Annotated in this window: 12 protein-coding genes and 3 pseudogenes; 7 read left to right on the top strand and 8 right to left on the bottom strand. The window is 52.3% G+C overall.

The annotated features are described in order from the left end of the window. Positions 1 to 6 precede the first annotated feature (6 nt). Entirely contained in the window at positions 7 to 813 is an 807-nt protein-coding gene (locus Q4C79_RS01955) for a class I SAM-dependent methyltransferase (RefSeq protein ID WP_303089354.1), read from the bottom strand. Positions 814 to 895: 82 nt separating this feature from the next. Continuing rightward, positions 896 to 1,642: a pimeloyl-ACP methyl ester esterase BioH gene (gene bioH / locus Q4C79_RS01950; RefSeq protein ID WP_303089353.1), complete on the bottom strand. Its 747-nt coding sequence runs from the start codon at positions 1,640 to 1,642 to the stop codon at positions 896 to 898. On the opposite strand from bioH, the gene Q4C79_RS01945 reads away from it, so the two are divergent. From Q4C79_RS01945 to Q4C79_RS01935, 3 genes and pseudogenes are all read left to right on the top strand, one after another. Next, positions 1,641 to 2,363 carry a ComF family protein gene (locus tag Q4C79_RS01945; RefSeq protein WP_303089352.1) on the top strand — a complete coding sequence of 241 codons (723 nt, stop codon included), beginning with the start codon at positions 1,641 to 1,643 and terminating at the stop codon, positions 2,361 to 2,363. The genes bioH and Q4C79_RS01945 overlap by 2 nt on opposite strands. Before the next feature lie 49 nt (positions 2,364 to 2,412). Continuing rightward, entirely contained in the window at positions 2,413 to 2,877 is a 465-nt protein-coding gene (gene trmL, locus Q4C79_RS01940) for a tRNA (uridine(34)/cytosine(34)/5-carboxymethylaminomethyluridine(34)-2'-O)-methyltransferase TrmL (protein WP_303089351.1), read from the top strand. Positions 2,878 to 2,991: 114 nt separating this feature from the next. Continuing rightward, a pseudogene (locus Q4C79_RS01935) lies at positions 2,992 to 3,459 on the top strand (septal ring lytic transglycosylase RlpA family protein); the annotation flags it as partial. Between the two features lie 120 nt (positions 3,460 to 3,579). Here the strand turns inward: Q4C79_RS01935 and zupT are convergent. Beyond that, the gene (gene zupT / locus Q4C79_RS01930; RefSeq protein WP_303089350.1) at positions 3,580 to 4,386 is read right to left on the bottom strand and encodes a zinc transporter ZupT; all 807 of its coding nucleotides are present in this window, start codon (positions 4,384 to 4,386) and stop codon (positions 3,580 to 3,582) included. 37 nt (positions 4,387 to 4,423) lie between these two features. Here zupT and Q4C79_RS01925 point away from each other — a divergent pair. The 3 genes and pseudogenes from Q4C79_RS01925 (at position 4,424) to Q4C79_RS01915 (ending at position 7,694) form a co-directional block, all read left to right on the top strand. Beyond that, positions 4,424 to 4,600: pseudogene (locus Q4C79_RS01925) on the top strand (lipoprotein signal peptidase). Positions 4,601 to 4,847: 247 nt separating this feature from the next. After that, a complete protein-coding gene (ruvA, locus tag Q4C79_RS01920) occupies positions 4,848 to 5,432 on the top strand; it encodes a Holliday junction branch migration protein RuvA (RefSeq protein ID WP_303089349.1) in 585 nt (194 codons plus the stop codon). Positions 5,433 to 5,849: 417 nt separating this feature from the next. Then, on the top strand, positions 5,850 to 7,694 hold the full coding sequence (locus Q4C79_RS01915) for an ABC transporter ATP-binding protein (RefSeq protein ID WP_303089348.1): 1,845 nt from the start codon (positions 5,850 to 5,852) through the stop codon (positions 7,692 to 7,694). Here Q4C79_RS01915 and Q4C79_RS01910 read toward each other — a convergent pair. The 5 genes and pseudogenes from Q4C79_RS01910 to Q4C79_RS01890 all read right to left on the bottom strand — a co-directional run bounded on the left by Q4C79_RS01910 (position 7,695) and on the right by Q4C79_RS01890 (position 11,936). Next, positions 7,695 to 7,835, bottom strand: a pseudogene (locus tag Q4C79_RS01910) (lipoprotein signal peptidase). Positions 7,836 to 8,003: 168 nt separating this feature from the next. Next, the gene (aroG, locus tag Q4C79_RS01905) at positions 8,004 to 9,047 is read right to left on the bottom strand and encodes a 3-deoxy-7-phosphoheptulonate synthase AroG (RefSeq protein ID WP_303089347.1); all 1,044 of its coding nucleotides are present in this window, start codon (positions 9,045 to 9,047) and stop codon (positions 8,004 to 8,006) included. A gap of 230 nt (positions 9,048 to 9,277) precedes the next feature. Beyond that, positions 9,278 to 9,769 carry a TlpA disulfide reductase family protein gene (locus Q4C79_RS01900; RefSeq protein ID WP_303089346.1) on the bottom strand — a complete coding sequence of 164 codons (492 nt, stop codon included), beginning with the start codon at positions 9,767 to 9,769 and terminating at the stop codon, positions 9,278 to 9,280. Positions 9,770 to 9,910: 141 nt separating this feature from the next. Then, positions 9,911 to 10,615, bottom strand: a complete 705-nt coding sequence (locus tag Q4C79_RS01895) for an acetyltransferase (protein ID WP_303089345.1) — start codon at positions 10,613 to 10,615, stop codon at positions 9,911 to 9,913. Between the two features lie 961 nt (positions 10,616 to 11,576). Further along, positions 11,577 to 11,936, bottom strand: a complete 360-nt coding sequence (locus Q4C79_RS01890; protein WP_303089344.1) for a VacJ — start codon at positions 11,934 to 11,936, stop codon at positions 11,577 to 11,579. A gap of 193 nt (positions 11,937 to 12,129) precedes the next feature. On the opposite strand from Q4C79_RS01890, the gene prfB reads away from it, so the two are divergent. Continuing rightward, positions 12,130 to 13,233 (top strand): peptide chain release factor 2, encoded by a 1,104-nt coding sequence (gene prfB, locus Q4C79_RS01885; RefSeq protein WP_303089343.1) that lies wholly within the window; start codon positions 12,130 to 12,132, stop codon positions 13,231 to 13,233. The last annotated feature ends 125 nt before the right edge of the window (positions 13,234 to 13,358 follow it).

Raw genomic sequence — 13,358 nt, 5'->3', positions numbered from 1 at the left:
AAAGGGCTAGCTGTCGGCTGGATTCGGCCTTTTGGGGAAAAACTGTACCGGGCTTTCGCCTGCGGGCAGTTGCCGTTTTTTCACGGCATGGCCGAATACGGTTTCCAATACGATGCCCGGCAAGCGCTGTTGGGCAAACAGGGTGTCGACCGCTTTGCGGGCGGCGGCTTCGTCGTGAAAACGCAGCGAAGCCCATAAGCCCAGCGTTTCCATGTCTTGCCAGAAGGTTTCGGCGCTGCGGTAGTTTAATTCCAGTTTGGCGGTATCCATCACCGGGTCGTAAAAGCCGTGATGGAACAGCATATCGCCCAAGTCGTGCATATCGAAGAGGCGCGGCGCTTCGCTCGCTATGCCTTGTTGGGCGAGCAGGCGGCGCAAGTCTTGCAGGCTGTCGATGCCGAAATGGGTGAAGAACAGCAGGCCGTCGGTTTTCAGGGCATGCGCCCAGTTGTCGAATACCCGGGTAGGCTCTTCGGCCATAATCAGGCTGAGGTTGGCCCACAGCATGTCGCAGCAGGCTTCCGGTAGCGGGGCTTCCAGCGCTTGCTGATGTTGGGCGACGGTTTTGCCGGCGAGTTTGGCCAAGAGGCCGCTTTTGCGGCCTGCGGCGGCGGCTTGCAGAAAATCGGCGCGCGGGTCGTATTCGCTGAAAACGGCTTTCGGGTAGCGCGCGGCCAGCAGGCGGCGGCTTTCGTCGGCGTCGGCGCCAATCAGCAAAATCTGCTGCGGCGTGCGGGTAACGATGGCCAGCCGCTCGTCGGTTTGGCGGGCCAGATGGCGGTGGATCTGCCAGCGGTCGGATGGATGATTCATGGTCAGTAGGTTTTTTCAGACAGGCATATTTTCAGACAGGCATACCGGATACAAAGCTTGATAAGTATGCCTGTCTGAACGGTTAGGATGCGAAAAACGGATGCAATAATGCGCTAAATTGTGCCCGGTGGCTTAAAAACGGTGCGTGCGCCGCTTGGGGAATGATGTGCAGGGCGGCATCGGGCAGTTGCCGCGCCAGATAGTCGCCCATGCGCGGCGGGGTAATGGTGTCTTTGTCGCCATAAACCAGCAGCACCGGCTGTCGGATGTCGGGCAGGAAAGGCCGGGCATCGGCGGCGCTCAAGGCTGCAAGCGCGGTTTCCAGCGCGGCCGGGGTGCCGTGTTTCACGATGTCGGGCAATATGGCGTGCATCAGCGGTCGCGCTTCTTTGGCATAGAGAAACTGCAATTCGAGAAACTGGCGCATATATTTCTGGTAATCCTGGCGGAACAGTGTAATCATTTTGCCCAGCGCCGGATTGCTTAAGCCTTCGGGATAATCGGGCGCGGCCAGGAATTTGGCGAAGCTGGCGGTTAAGCACAGTTTGCGTACTTTTTGCGGATGGCGGTGCGCCAAGTGGAGCGCTACTAAGCCGCCGAGCGACCAGCCGAGCAAATCTGCCGGTTCGCCATCGTCTATTTCTGCGGCCAATGCATCGGCGGTGGCGGTGATGTCGAAGGCACCGTTATCAGGCGATGCGCCGTGGCCGGGCAAATCGGGCGTGCGGATGCGCCAGTTTTCAGGCAGGCTTTCGCGCAAAGGGTCGAACACGCGGCCGTTGGCGGCCCAGCCGTGGATCATCATAATATTTTTTGCGGGGATACTCATGAAAATGCTTTCGTTTCGGCGGCTGCCGGCCACACCGGCCAGCTGCTTATTATGCCATGCTTTGTGCCCGCCTTCGACCGCAGAGGGGTTATGCGGCGGCTGTTTGCGCGATTTGCAGCAGTTGGCGGTGCGCACTGAAGACGTTTGCCCGCGTTGCGCCGGTGTGAGCAGCGGCGGGGCGTTGTGCGGACAATGCCAGCAAAAAGCGCCGCCGTTTGATGCGTTGTGGACTTCGGTTTATTATCAGCCGCCGGTGAGCGGCGTGCTGCACAGCTTCAAACACCTGCGCGATATTTCACTGGCCGCGCCGCTGGCCGTGCTGATGAAAAGCCTGCCGCCGCCTTGGTTGGCCGAACAAGATTTCGATTGGGTGCTGGCCATGCCTTTGAGCCGCGAGCGGAGGCTGTTCCGCGGATTCAACCAATGTGAGGAATTGCTGCGGCTGTTGGCTGCGGATTTTGCTTGGCGGCCGGTGCCGCAAAGTGCGGTTTACCGCCGGTTTGCTCCGCCGCAGAGTACCTTGGCGGCCGAAGAGCGGCGGCGAAATGTACGCGGGATATTTGAGACGGTCGGGAACTTTAATAATTGTAAAGTGTTGTTAATCGATGACGTGACCACCAGCGGCGAGACGCTGGGCGAATTATCCCGAACGCTAAAAAAGGCGGGGGCTTGCAGCGTTTTTGCCTGGACGCTGGCCAGCGCTAAAATGAAAAAGTTTTGATTAACTAAGAACTTATCTATATAGTTCTGGTCTGAGGTTTGCTAAAGATATGTTTACCGTAGTGTTATACCAGCCCGAAATTCCCCCGAATACGGGCAATATTATCCGCCTCTGCGCCAATACCGGCGCAGATTTGCATCTGGTAAAACCGCTGGGTTTTCCGCTCGATTCCGCCAAAATGCGGCGGGCGGGTTTGGATTACCACGAATTTGCCAAAGTAGTGGTACACGAAAATTTTGACGGTTGCCTAACCGCCTTGGCCGGCCGCCGTATTTTTGCGCTGACCACCAAAGGCAGCAGCCGTTACGATTGTGCAGAATTCCGGCACGGCGACGTATTTTTATTCGGCCCCGAAACCCGCGGCCTGCCCGCCGAGATTCTGGAGAGCCTTCCCGCAAGCCAAAAACTGCGCCTACCGATGACCGAAGGCAGCAGAAGCATGAATTTATCGAATACCGTTGCGGTGATGCTGTTTGAAGCATGGCGGCAAAACGGTTTTGCACAAGGCGCATAAATGCCTGTCTGAAAAGAAGGTTGATAAACCGATTCCTATTCGACAGGTGAAATTTTGCTGGTTTGCAGCAGAATTTCAAAAAGAATATTTTAAACTCAAGAATAGGAATTGGTTTTGACTAAAGCGAAAAAGACTTTATTTATCGGAATGGTAGCTGCCGCCGCAGCCCTGACTTCAACCTCAGCCTTTGCCGACGCCGTGGTGCGTACCGAGCCCTTGAATCGCTCGGCCAATATGACTTACAAAGTCGCCGGCAAACGTTATTATCCCGCTAAACAAGTAGAAGCTTTCAGCCAAACAGGTCAAGCATCTTGGTACGGCCCCGGATTCCACGGCCGTAAAACCGCCAGCGGCGAGCGTTTCGATATGCACGCTTATACCGCCGCCCACAAAACCCTGCCCATCCCCAGCTATGCGAAAGTTACCAATCTTTCCAACGGCAAAAGCGTGATTGTACGCATCAACGACCGCGGCCCGTTCCATGGCGACCGTGTAATCGATTTGTCTAAGGGTGCGGCCAAAAAAATCGGTTTCTCCGGCGTGGCCAATGTGCGCGTCGAGCAGATTATTCCGAACCAAACCCAGATTTAAGTTTTCCGGCAAAACGGCCTGTGCTGAAAAGTACAGGCCGTTTTTTTGATTTTGGTAACAGTTGTTATTCAGGTCTGTCTGAAAATATTTTCAGACAGGCCATGTACGGTGTTACCAGTTAAACAATACCAAACTCAGAGCGATTACCGCCATACCCGAGGTGAGGCCGTATACCGTTTCATGCCCTTTGGCGTAACGCTTGGCTGCCGGTAGCAGCTCGTCCAGTGCCAGAAACACCATTGCGCCGGCAATCAGGCCGAATACCGCGCCGAATACCGGCGGCGAGAGAAAAGGTTTGAGCAGAAAATAGCCCAATACCGCACCCAACGGTTCGGCCAGCCCCGAAATACAGCAGGCGATGACCGTCCACCATTTTTTGCGGGTGGCAAAATACACCGGCGCGGCGATCGAAATACCTTCGGGGATATTATGAATGGCGATTGCCAGTGCCAACGGCGCCCCGACCGCCGGATTCTCCAGAGTGGCAAAAAAAGTAGCCAGTCCTTCGGGAAAATTGTGGGCGGTAATCGCCAGTGCCGACATCAGCCCGATGCGGGCAATATGCTGGCGGGAGTGTTCGGCAAACTGTGGATCTTGGGGATCGAGCGAACCATGCGGATTGGGCACCAAGCGGTCGATTAAAGCCACCAGTGCCAAACCGGCCAGAAAAGCCAGTGTGGCCGCTGCCATCCCCATACTTTGGCCGTAGGCTTCGCTAAACGCGTCTTGAGCTTTGGTGAAAATCTCGGTGAGTGATACGTAAACCATTGCGCCGCCGGCAAAGGCCAGCCCGAAAGAGAGCATGCGCGGATTGGGTGTTTTGGAAAAAAATATCAATATGCTGCCCAATACGGTAGCCAGCCCGGCGGCCAAGGTAATGCCGAAGGCGACGGTTAGGTTGTATAAGCTGACAGTCATGGTTATCTGCTCTGAAGAAAAAAGTAGATTGAGACCTTTGCAAAACCCCCATCTGCGGCGCATTTCTGCGTTGTGTGCTGCTCGCTCGCTTGCCTAACTCTATGTTATGTCTGCGCTCGCTGCGCTGCTACGCCTTGAACTGCATCCACATCTGTGGGTTTTGCAAAGGTCTCAGATTAGCATATTTTTAATAAAAGAGAATTATTATCAATAATAAAAGTTATTAAAGAAGCGGCAGGGAGCAAACCGCAGATGAGCTATTTTTCAGACAGGCATTTTTTCATCCGGGGTTGGGACGTATCTTCAGAAGATTTATCCTAACTTGATCGAAAATTATTTTTATCATCAGGGAGTGATTCATAGCTATCCGCTAAATGACGGGACACCACTTGCGCGGATGACACGTGATAGCCGATTTGTTATAGTCGCAGCATTTTTCCCACCCTTTTGCAAGGATCAGCATGATTAGCAGACTCAGCGGACGGCTCGTTGAAAAACATCCGCCGCAAATCGTGATAGACGTTAACGGCGTGGGCTATGAAGTGGACGTTTCCATGCAGACTTTCTATTCATTGCCGGCGCTGAACGAGGCGGTGCAGCTATATACCCAGTTGGTGGTGCGGGAAGACGCCCATTTGCTGTTTGGTTTTGCCACTGCCGCCGAACGCGCCACTTTCCGGCAATTGGTGAAGGTAAGCGGCATCGGTGCCAAAACCGCGCTGGGAATATTGAGCGCGATGAATGCGGATGAGTTGGCAGAGGCGGTGGCGCAAGAGGATGTGAAACGGCTCTCTTCTGCACCGGGTATCGGTAAGAAAACCGCCGAACGCATGATTTTGGAATTACGCGGCAAGTTGGTGGCGGAAAGCAGCGGCAGCGGCCTGTTTGCGCCGGCAGCGGCGGCTGATGAAAGTGAAGATATTGTGCATACCTTGCTGGCGCTGGGTTATAACGAGCGTGAGGCGAAGACGGCGGTAAAAGGTATTCCGGCCGGTACCGATGTGAGCGAAGGGGTGCGGTTGGCGTTGAAAAATCTGTTGAAATAACGGGGATGCCTTGTCTCAAACGAAATACGGCCGCCGCCGCTTTACCTCGCCGGATTCAACGCAGGATGCAGCCGTTTTTTCGGTCTGTCGCCCATTTCGGATAGGCGGGCTTGTTATAGTGAAAGAAGCTATATTTGGGATAATGAGGTTGGCTTCGAACAGCCAATGCCTGTCTGAAAGATCTTGAGAGCCAATGTTTCGGATGAGATAAAGGCAGAAAATCACATTCCTGCAAAATAAGGAGTCTTTTGCGTTGATATTTTTCTCTCGTGCTTTCCTTGTGTGAAACAGAGTATCCCTCCCCTTTCCCTTCTTCTGAGTTGCTTTTCCCTGTAAAATCCGACTATTCCCACTACTACCCTGCAGCCTGCGCACTGATTGTGGCAGACTGTTATGGATATTTAAAGAAGAATAAAGATGCTCAACAAAATCTTTTCTTGGTTCGAATCGCGTATCGAACCCTATCCCGACACCGCACCGAAAACGCCGGAAAAAGGCCTGTGGCGCTTTATCTGGAGCAGTATAGAAGGTATGCGCCGTTGGATTGTGGTGCTGGCGGTCTTCTCAGCCGGCATCGGCATCATGGAAGCCTTGCTGTTTCAATTTATGGGCAAAGTGGTCGACTGGCTGACCCATTACACGCCGCAGGCGCTGATGGGCGAAAAGGGCTGGGCATTGGCCGGAATGGCGCTGATGCTGGTGTTTTTCATCGTTTGGCGCTTCTTTACCGATACCGTGCGCTTGCAGACGCTGCAAGGTGTGTTTCCGATGCGCTTGCGCTGGAACTTCCACCGCCTGATGCTGGGGCAGAGCCTGAGCTTTTATCAGGACGAATTTGCCGGACGGGTATCGGCCAAGGTGATGCAAACCGCTTTGGCGGTGCGCGAAGTGGTGATGACGGTGGCCGACATGGTGGTGTATGTGTTGGTGTATTTCATTACCACCGGCGTGATTCTGGCGGCGTTGGATGGTTGGCTGCTGCTGCCGTTTGTCGGTTGGGCGGTGTTGTTCGGCCTGACCATGCGCCTGCTTATTCCCAGATTGGCAAAAACGGCGCAACGCCAAGCGGATGCCCGTTCGCTGATGACCGGCCGCATTACCGATGCGTATTCCAATATCACCACGGTGAAGCTGTTTTCCCACGGCGCGCGCGAAGCGCGTTATGCGCGCGAATCGATGCAGGAATTTATGCAGACGGTGCATGCGCAAATGCGTCTGGCCAGCCTGCTGGATTTTTGCACTTTTGCGGTCAATGCCTTGCTGATTTTGAGTACGACCGCGCTGGGTATTGGCTTGTGGCTCAACGGCCAAGTCGGTGTCGGCGCGGTGGCGGTGGCCACTACTATGGCGCTGCGCTTAAACGGTTTGTCGCAATACATTATGTGGCAGTCGGCCATGCTGTTTGAAAATATCGGTACGGTAAACGACGGTATGGCGACGTTGTCCAAATCGCAAACCATTCTGGACAAACCCGGCGCATTACCATTGAAAGTGGAAAAAGGCGAAATCAATTTCGAGCATGTCGATTTCTCTTACGAATCGGGCAAGCCGCTGCTCAACGGCTTTAATCTGACCATCAAGCCCGGCGAGAAAGTCGGCTTGATCGGCCGCAGCGGGGCGGGCAAGTCCACCATCGTGAATCTGCTGTTGCGTTTTTATGAACCGCAAAGCGGCAAAATCTGCATAGACGGCCAGAATATCAATGAGATCACCCAAGAGAGCCTGCGTGCACAAATCGGTTTGGTCACTCAAGATACCAGCCTGTTGCACCGCTCCGTGCGCGATAATATCGTTTACGGCCGGCCGGATGCCGGCGAGGAAGAAATGATCCAAGCCGCCCAGCGTGCCGAAGCCGCCGATTTTATTCCGCAACTTTCCGATGCCAAAGGGCGCACCGGCTATGATGCCCATGTCGGCGAGCGCGGCGTGAAACTTTCCGGCGGCCAGCGCCAGCGTATCGCCATTGCTCGCGTGATGCTGAAAGATGCGCCGATCCTGTTGCTCGATGAAGCCACCAGCGCGCTCGATTCCGAAGTGGAAGCCGCGATTCAGGAGAGTTTGGATAAGATGATGGAAAACAAAACCGTGATTGCGATTGCCCACCGCTTGTCCACCATCGCGGCGATGGATAGACTGATTGTGCTCGACAAAGGCCGTATCGTCGAAGAAGGCAGCCACGCCGAATTGCTGACGAAAAATGGTTTGTATGCCAAATTATGGGCACATCAAAGCGGCGGTTTCTTAGCCAGTCACCACGATTAATTATTGAGACCTTTGCAAAACCCTCAGATGTGGATGCAGTTCAAGGCGTAGCAGTACAGCGAGCGCAGACATAACATAGAGTTAGGCAAGCGAGCGAGCAGCACACAACGCAGAAATGCGCCGCAGATGGGGGTTTTGCAAAGGTCTCTATTGGCTTGGTTGATCATAAAAATGCCTGTCTGAAAAGTTTTCAGACAGGCATTTTATCGTGAAACCACTTGTTTAATCTGGCAAATCAATTCAATCAATTTAACAATAAAGCACACCCGGGTATGACGGGGTTGTTATTCACTATACAGGATATAGGGTTTATACGCGGCCGCGGTTGGCTTCGGCCAATTGTTCCAGCAAGGCTTCGGTATCCGCCCAGCCGATGCAGGCGTCGGTAATGCTTTGGCCGTAGGTTTCCGGTTTGTCTTGGCGGCCTTCCACCAGATGGCTTTCCACCATCACGCCCATGATGTGGTTTTCGCCGTTGCGCAATTGGCCGGCAACGTCGGCGGCCACTTCCATTTGGCGTTTGAACTCTTTGCGGCTGTTGGCGTGGCTGAAATCCACCATCAGTTTGGAGGTGACGCCGGCTTTGTCGCAGGCTTCGGCGGCGGCGGTAACGTGGCTGTGGTCGTAGTTGGGTTCTTTACCGCCGCGCAGGATAACGTGGCAATCACGGTTGCCGGTGGTGCGCACGATGGCGGAGTGGCCGGTTTTGGTTACCGATAGGAAATTGTGCGGATGCGAAGCGGCACCGATGGCGTCGATGGCGATTTTCAGGTTGCCGTCGGTACCGTTTTTGAAGCCCACCGGGCAGGAGAGGCCGGAGGAGAGCTCGCGGTGTACCTGGCTTTCGGTGGTACGCGCACCGATGGCGCCCCAGCTGATGAGGTCGGCGTAGTATTGCGGCGTAATCATGTCGAGAAACTCGGTGGAAGCGGGCATGCCCATTTCGTTGAGGCTGAGCAACAATTTGCGTGCCTGGCGCAGGCCGAAGTTGATGTCGAAGGTGCCGTCCAGATGCGGGTCGTTGATTAAGCCTTTCCAGCCGACGGTGGTACGCGGTTTTTCGAAATACACGCGCATCACGATGAGCAATTCTTTCTCGTATTTTTTACGTAAAGGCAGTAGGCGCTCGGCATATTCGAGCGCAGCTTTGGGGTCATGGATGGAGCAGGGGCCGATAATCACCAGCAGGCGGTTGTCTTTGCCGTGTACCAGGTCGGAGATTTCCTGACGGGTTTGTACCACCAACTCGGCAGCGCTTTCGCTGATGGGCAATTCGTAGAGGTGGGCGATGGGAGGAAGCAATTCGGTTACGGCATCGATACGTACGTCGTCGGTTTTTTGCAGTCTGTTCATGGTGTCTCTGAATAACTAATGGTTTTAAATAAGATAATAATGATTTGTCGGCTAGGTTAGCCCGAATCGTGCCGTTTGGCAAGGCTTTCTTTTGGTTTTTGGTTATTTAATTGCGTATATTTTCTTATTTAATATTTTTATGCTATTTAATGGTGTAGGTATAGCGATTGTTTGAAATTAAATGCCTGTCTGAAAGCTTTCAGACAGGCATTTTCTTTTGCGGGGTTGCTTTAATCTTTGGCCAGTTCGCTGTCTATGGTTTGGTAGAGTGCTTGGAAATCGGGCTCGCCGACGAAGGTTTTCAGCACTTCGCCTTTTTTGTTGATCAATACCGAAGTCGGGTAAACACTGGTGTTGAAGGCTTTGCTGACTACGTTGCCGGTATCGAACATCACCGGAAAATACATTTGGCGGGTTTCGGCATAAGCGCGCACGCTTTCGATCGGATCCACCGGTACGGCGATGCCGAGCACCTGAAACGGTTTGCCTTGATAGTCGTTGGACATTTTGATGACTTTGGGCATCTCGCTCACGCAGCCGGGGCAGGAGGGGAACCAGAAATTAATGAAGGTAACCTTGCCGTTTAGCGAGGAGTTGTCGATGGTTTTGCCGTTTAAGTCTTGCAGGCTGAAGGCGGGAGCCGCTTGGTTTTTCGGTATCAGCAGGTAGGCAATCAGGCCGCCGATTAGCAGAACGGCCAGTAGGGATAGCAGTTTTTTCATGGTTGGTATAACAGGGTGAGTGGTAGTTGCAATTTAGGTAGAACCATACGGATTTTGCCGCAGGTTTGTAGTATCAAGCAACTGGGATGACACAACACAACCGGCCGGATTCTGGTTAGCCGACCGGCTTGCATAATACTCTTATGCTTTTTCTAATACTTGTGCAGGATTTCCTACAACGGTTGTACTGTCTGGAATATTTTTGACGACCACGGCACCGGCACCTATCATGCATTGGCTGCCAATGTCGATTCCATGACGTGTACAACTACCGATTCCAATCCAGGAATAATCGCCGACGTTGGTGTTCCCGCCCAGATTGGCGCCTGGGCTGATGTGGACAAAATCGCCCAGAAGGCAATCGTGATCTACCGATGCGCTGGTGTTGACAATGGTACATTTGCCTATTTTTGACCCTGCATTAACCACTGTTTGGGCAAAAAACACGGAGCCTTCCTCTATCTCGGTAAACCGGCTGATGGAAGCGGAGGGGTGATAGATGCAAGGTAAATGGAAACCGAGCTTTTTCGCTTGGTCATATAGTTTGGCTCGGATATGGTTGTTGCCGACTGCGATAACAACATCATATTCCTTAGGTAAAACCGTTTGGCCCAACTGCCGGATACCGCCTATCAGCGGATAAGACATAAATTCTTTATTGCCATTGTGAGAGTCGTCAAGAAAAATAATTTCATCCCATTGTTTCATGAGCAAGGCTGCATCTAAAATGACTTTAGCGTGGCCGCCAGCACCAAGAATAGCAAGTTTTTTATTCATCTTTTTTGTACCTGGATAACTTTTGCATAAGGGCTCCTCTTTCACTGCTGCGATGTCTTCTTTTACCAAATGTTAATTTCAGCAGTAGCGGGCCAAACATTAAATTAGAACTTTTTTGCCATGAAGGGTGTTCCGGTTCGTTATATGGCGGAATTAATAACGACAGCACGCCGCAAGCCGCACACACGTACGGAACCGATTCTGTTGTCGCTTAGCGGCTTACAAAACTGTTCTCTTTGAGCTAGGGTCTGCCGACACAACGCAACGGCGGTGTTTGTGGTCAAAAGTTCCCTTCTGCGGCGTTAGGTAGCGTAGCGGACTTGCGAAGCTAAAATGCTTGGAAGGTGTCCAACCTTACTGCGCTTTTTGCCTTGCATACGCGGTTTTTACCTCAAAAAACTGCTTCGCCGGTTAATTGTCAACAGACCCTAAGGCGCAGCAACGCTGTAATGAAAGTTACGTTAATCCGCTTTTTTATACAGCAGGCCAATTCCCATGGGAGGTATCTTTCTCATCGTGATATTTAAATATGCCATTGATTAAAAAGAGTTTGTTGAATTACTTCGCCTTTTATAATATTTCATTATTCGGATGGTTGGTTTGAAGGGATTTGCGAAAAGAGTTGGCCTTCATTTATCAGAAAAGGAGAGACTTTTGCCATTTTATACTTATGGTTTTTTCGTTAGGCGAAATTTAATCAATTTAGGTGATAGTCCCCATCTTTTCTATGATTTCCCGAACAGAAAAACGTTGGTTTTTGCTTGCAGTGCCGAAGTCAATATAATAAGCCTCACAAAAGAGAGGGTAATGCAGAGGTGCCAAACGGTCGCCTTCGGAGTCGCTCGGCAAGAGCAGAGGCAAATTAAGAGAAACGCGCCGGTTTAGTTGAAGCGCCTGTTAAAATAGCGACGGCAGGCCAGCAGCTTCAAACCATGCCCGGCGGGTGTTGGGAATTTTTTGAGATAGAGCGTGCTTGTCAGCATGCTACTAACTATTAGGATGATAGCTGCGCATACAGACGGATTTCACGTTAGTTCAAATTAAATGGCTGGAAAGCTTCGCGTGCCAGCGGCTCGGCGGAGAGGTCAGTTAATACGGTAGAGAGCTGGATGTCGAACCACTCGTTGAAAATATCGGGATGCAAATCCGGCCATTCGCTCTCGTCTTCGCACCAATCGGCCAGCTCGGCGGCAAAAATTTCCTCAAAACGCGATTCGATCTCGTCCCATACCTCGTCGGCATTGTCGCAAGGGTTGACCAGATAGGCATTGGCATCGGCCTGCAAGTCTTCCAAGCTGTATTCGGAAAGATCGATGCCCAGCGATTGCAGCCAGTTCCAAAACGGATCCAGCGGAATCAGCAGAAAAACACTGCGGTTCACTTCATACATGGTCGTACTCCTTTTGCAATCATTGGTGGTAAAACGTAGGGGAATGATAATCCGAAAAGCCGCTGCCGTCATCTTTAGCTAGATGAAATCGGGTAAAGCTTGGCGGCACAAACAGAGGATAACTGTGGTGCATAGCAAAAACCACGCAGATACAGTACAATATCCGGCTAAAATTTTTATAGAAAAGAAGACCATGGAAGCCGAACTGATCAATCAGCTGAACAACACTTTAAACGACCTCGAAGAGCGCAGCGGCGACATTCGCGTTTATATGGATTACCAGGGCAAAAAAGAGCGGCTGGAGGAAGTGGTAGGCCTGTCTGAAGACCCGGATTTGTGGAACGATCCGAAAAAAGCGCAGGAAATTGGCAAGGAGCGCAAAATCCTCGAAGGCATCGTACTGACCTTGGACAACATCGCAACGGGCATCGAAGACAACCGCATGTTGATTGAGATGACGGTAGAAGAAAACGACGAAGAAGGCTTTGCAGCAGTGCAGGCCGATGTGGCGGCGCTGGAAGCACAAATGGCCGAGTTGGAATTCAAGCGGATGTTTAACCAGCCGGCCGATGCCAACAACTGCTTTATCGACATCACTGCCGGTGCCGGCGGTACCGAAGCGGAAGACTGGGCAGGCATGTTGTTGCGCATGTATATGCGTTATGCCGAGCGCAAAGGCTTTAAAGTGGAAGTGCTGGAAGAGGACGACGGCGAAATCGCCGGCATCAACCGCGCCACCATCCGCTTGGAAGGCGAATATGCCTACGGCCTGCTGCGCACGGAAACCGGTGTGCACCGCTTGGTGCGCTATTCGCCGTTTGACTCGAATAACAAACGCCATACTTCGTTTTCTTCGGTATTTGTTTATCCTGAAGTGGACGACAGCATCGAAGTGGAAATCAACCCGGCCGATTTGCGCATCGACACTTACCGCGCATCAGGTGCCGGCGGCCAGCACATCAACAAAACCGATTCCGCCGTGCGCATCACCCACGAACCGACCGGCATCGTGGTGCAGTGCCAGAACGACCGTTCGCAACACGCCAACAAAGCCGCGGCGATGGAAATGCTGCGCTCCAAACTGTTTGAACTGGAAATGCGCAAGCGCAACGAGGAAAAACAGGCGCTGGAAGACGGCAAGAGCGATGTGGGCTGGGGCAGCCAAATCCGTTCTTATGTACTCGATTCATCACGCATCAAAGACTTGCGCACCGGTTATGAAGTCGGCAACACCAAAGCGGTGTTGGATGGCGATTTAGACGGCTTTATTGAGGCCAGTTTGAAGCAGGGTGTTTGATTGATGGGAGTGGAAATACTTTTAGAGCCGACCTAGTTATCTAGAACAGTCCTAAAAGTATTGCCGAATTAGCCTGAGACCTTTGCGAAATACCAGCTACCCCATCCAAACGGTTACCTGAACAA

It is taken from the genome of Neisseria sp. (genome assembly GCF_030523955.1).
In the GTDB taxonomy this organism is placed as follows: Bacteria; Pseudomonadota; Gammaproteobacteria; order Burkholderiales; family Neisseriaceae; genus Neisseria.
Note: the sequence above shows the minus strand (reverse complement) of the source record. Positions and strands in the feature narration are given on the sequence as shown.

Excerpts from the sequence above, each read along its gene's own strand:
- Q4C79_RS01955 (WP_303089354.1), bottom strand. The coding sequence starts at position 813 with ATGAATCATCCATCCGACCGCTGGCAGATCCACCGCCATCTGGCCCGC.
- Q4C79_RS01945 (WP_303089352.1), top strand. The coding sequence starts at position 1,641 with ATGAAAATGCTTTCGTTTCGGCGGCTGCCGGCCACACCGGCCAGCTGC.
- bioH (WP_303089353.1), bottom strand. The coding sequence starts at position 1,642 with ATGAGTATCCCCGCAAAAAATATTATGATGATCCACGGCTGGGCCGCC.
- trmL (WP_303089351.1), top strand. The coding sequence starts at position 2,413 with ATGTTTACCGTAGTGTTATACCAGCCCGAAATTCCCCCGAATACGGGC.
- zupT (WP_303089350.1), bottom strand. The coding sequence starts at position 4,386 with ATGACTGTCAGCTTATACAACCTAACCGTCGCCTTCGGCATTACCTTG.
- ruvA (WP_303089349.1), top strand. The coding sequence starts at position 4,848 with ATGATTAGCAGACTCAGCGGACGGCTCGTTGAAAAACATCCGCCGCAA.
- Q4C79_RS01915 (WP_303089348.1), top strand. The coding sequence starts at position 5,850 with ATGCTCAACAAAATCTTTTCTTGGTTCGAATCGCGTATCGAACCCTAT.
- aroG (WP_303089347.1), bottom strand. The coding sequence starts at position 9,047 with ATGAACAGACTGCAAAAAACCGACGACGTACGTATCGATGCCGTAACC.
- Q4C79_RS01900 (WP_303089346.1), bottom strand. The coding sequence starts at position 9,769 with ATGAAAAAACTGCTATCCCTACTGGCCGTTCTGCTAATCGGCGGCCTG.
- Q4C79_RS01890 (WP_303089344.1), bottom strand. The coding sequence starts at position 11,936 with ATGTATGAAGTGAACCGCAGTGTTTTTCTGCTGATTCCGCTGGATCCG.
- prfB (WP_303089343.1), top strand. The coding sequence starts at position 12,130 with ATGGAAGCCGAACTGATCAATCAGCTGAACAACACTTTAAACGACCTC.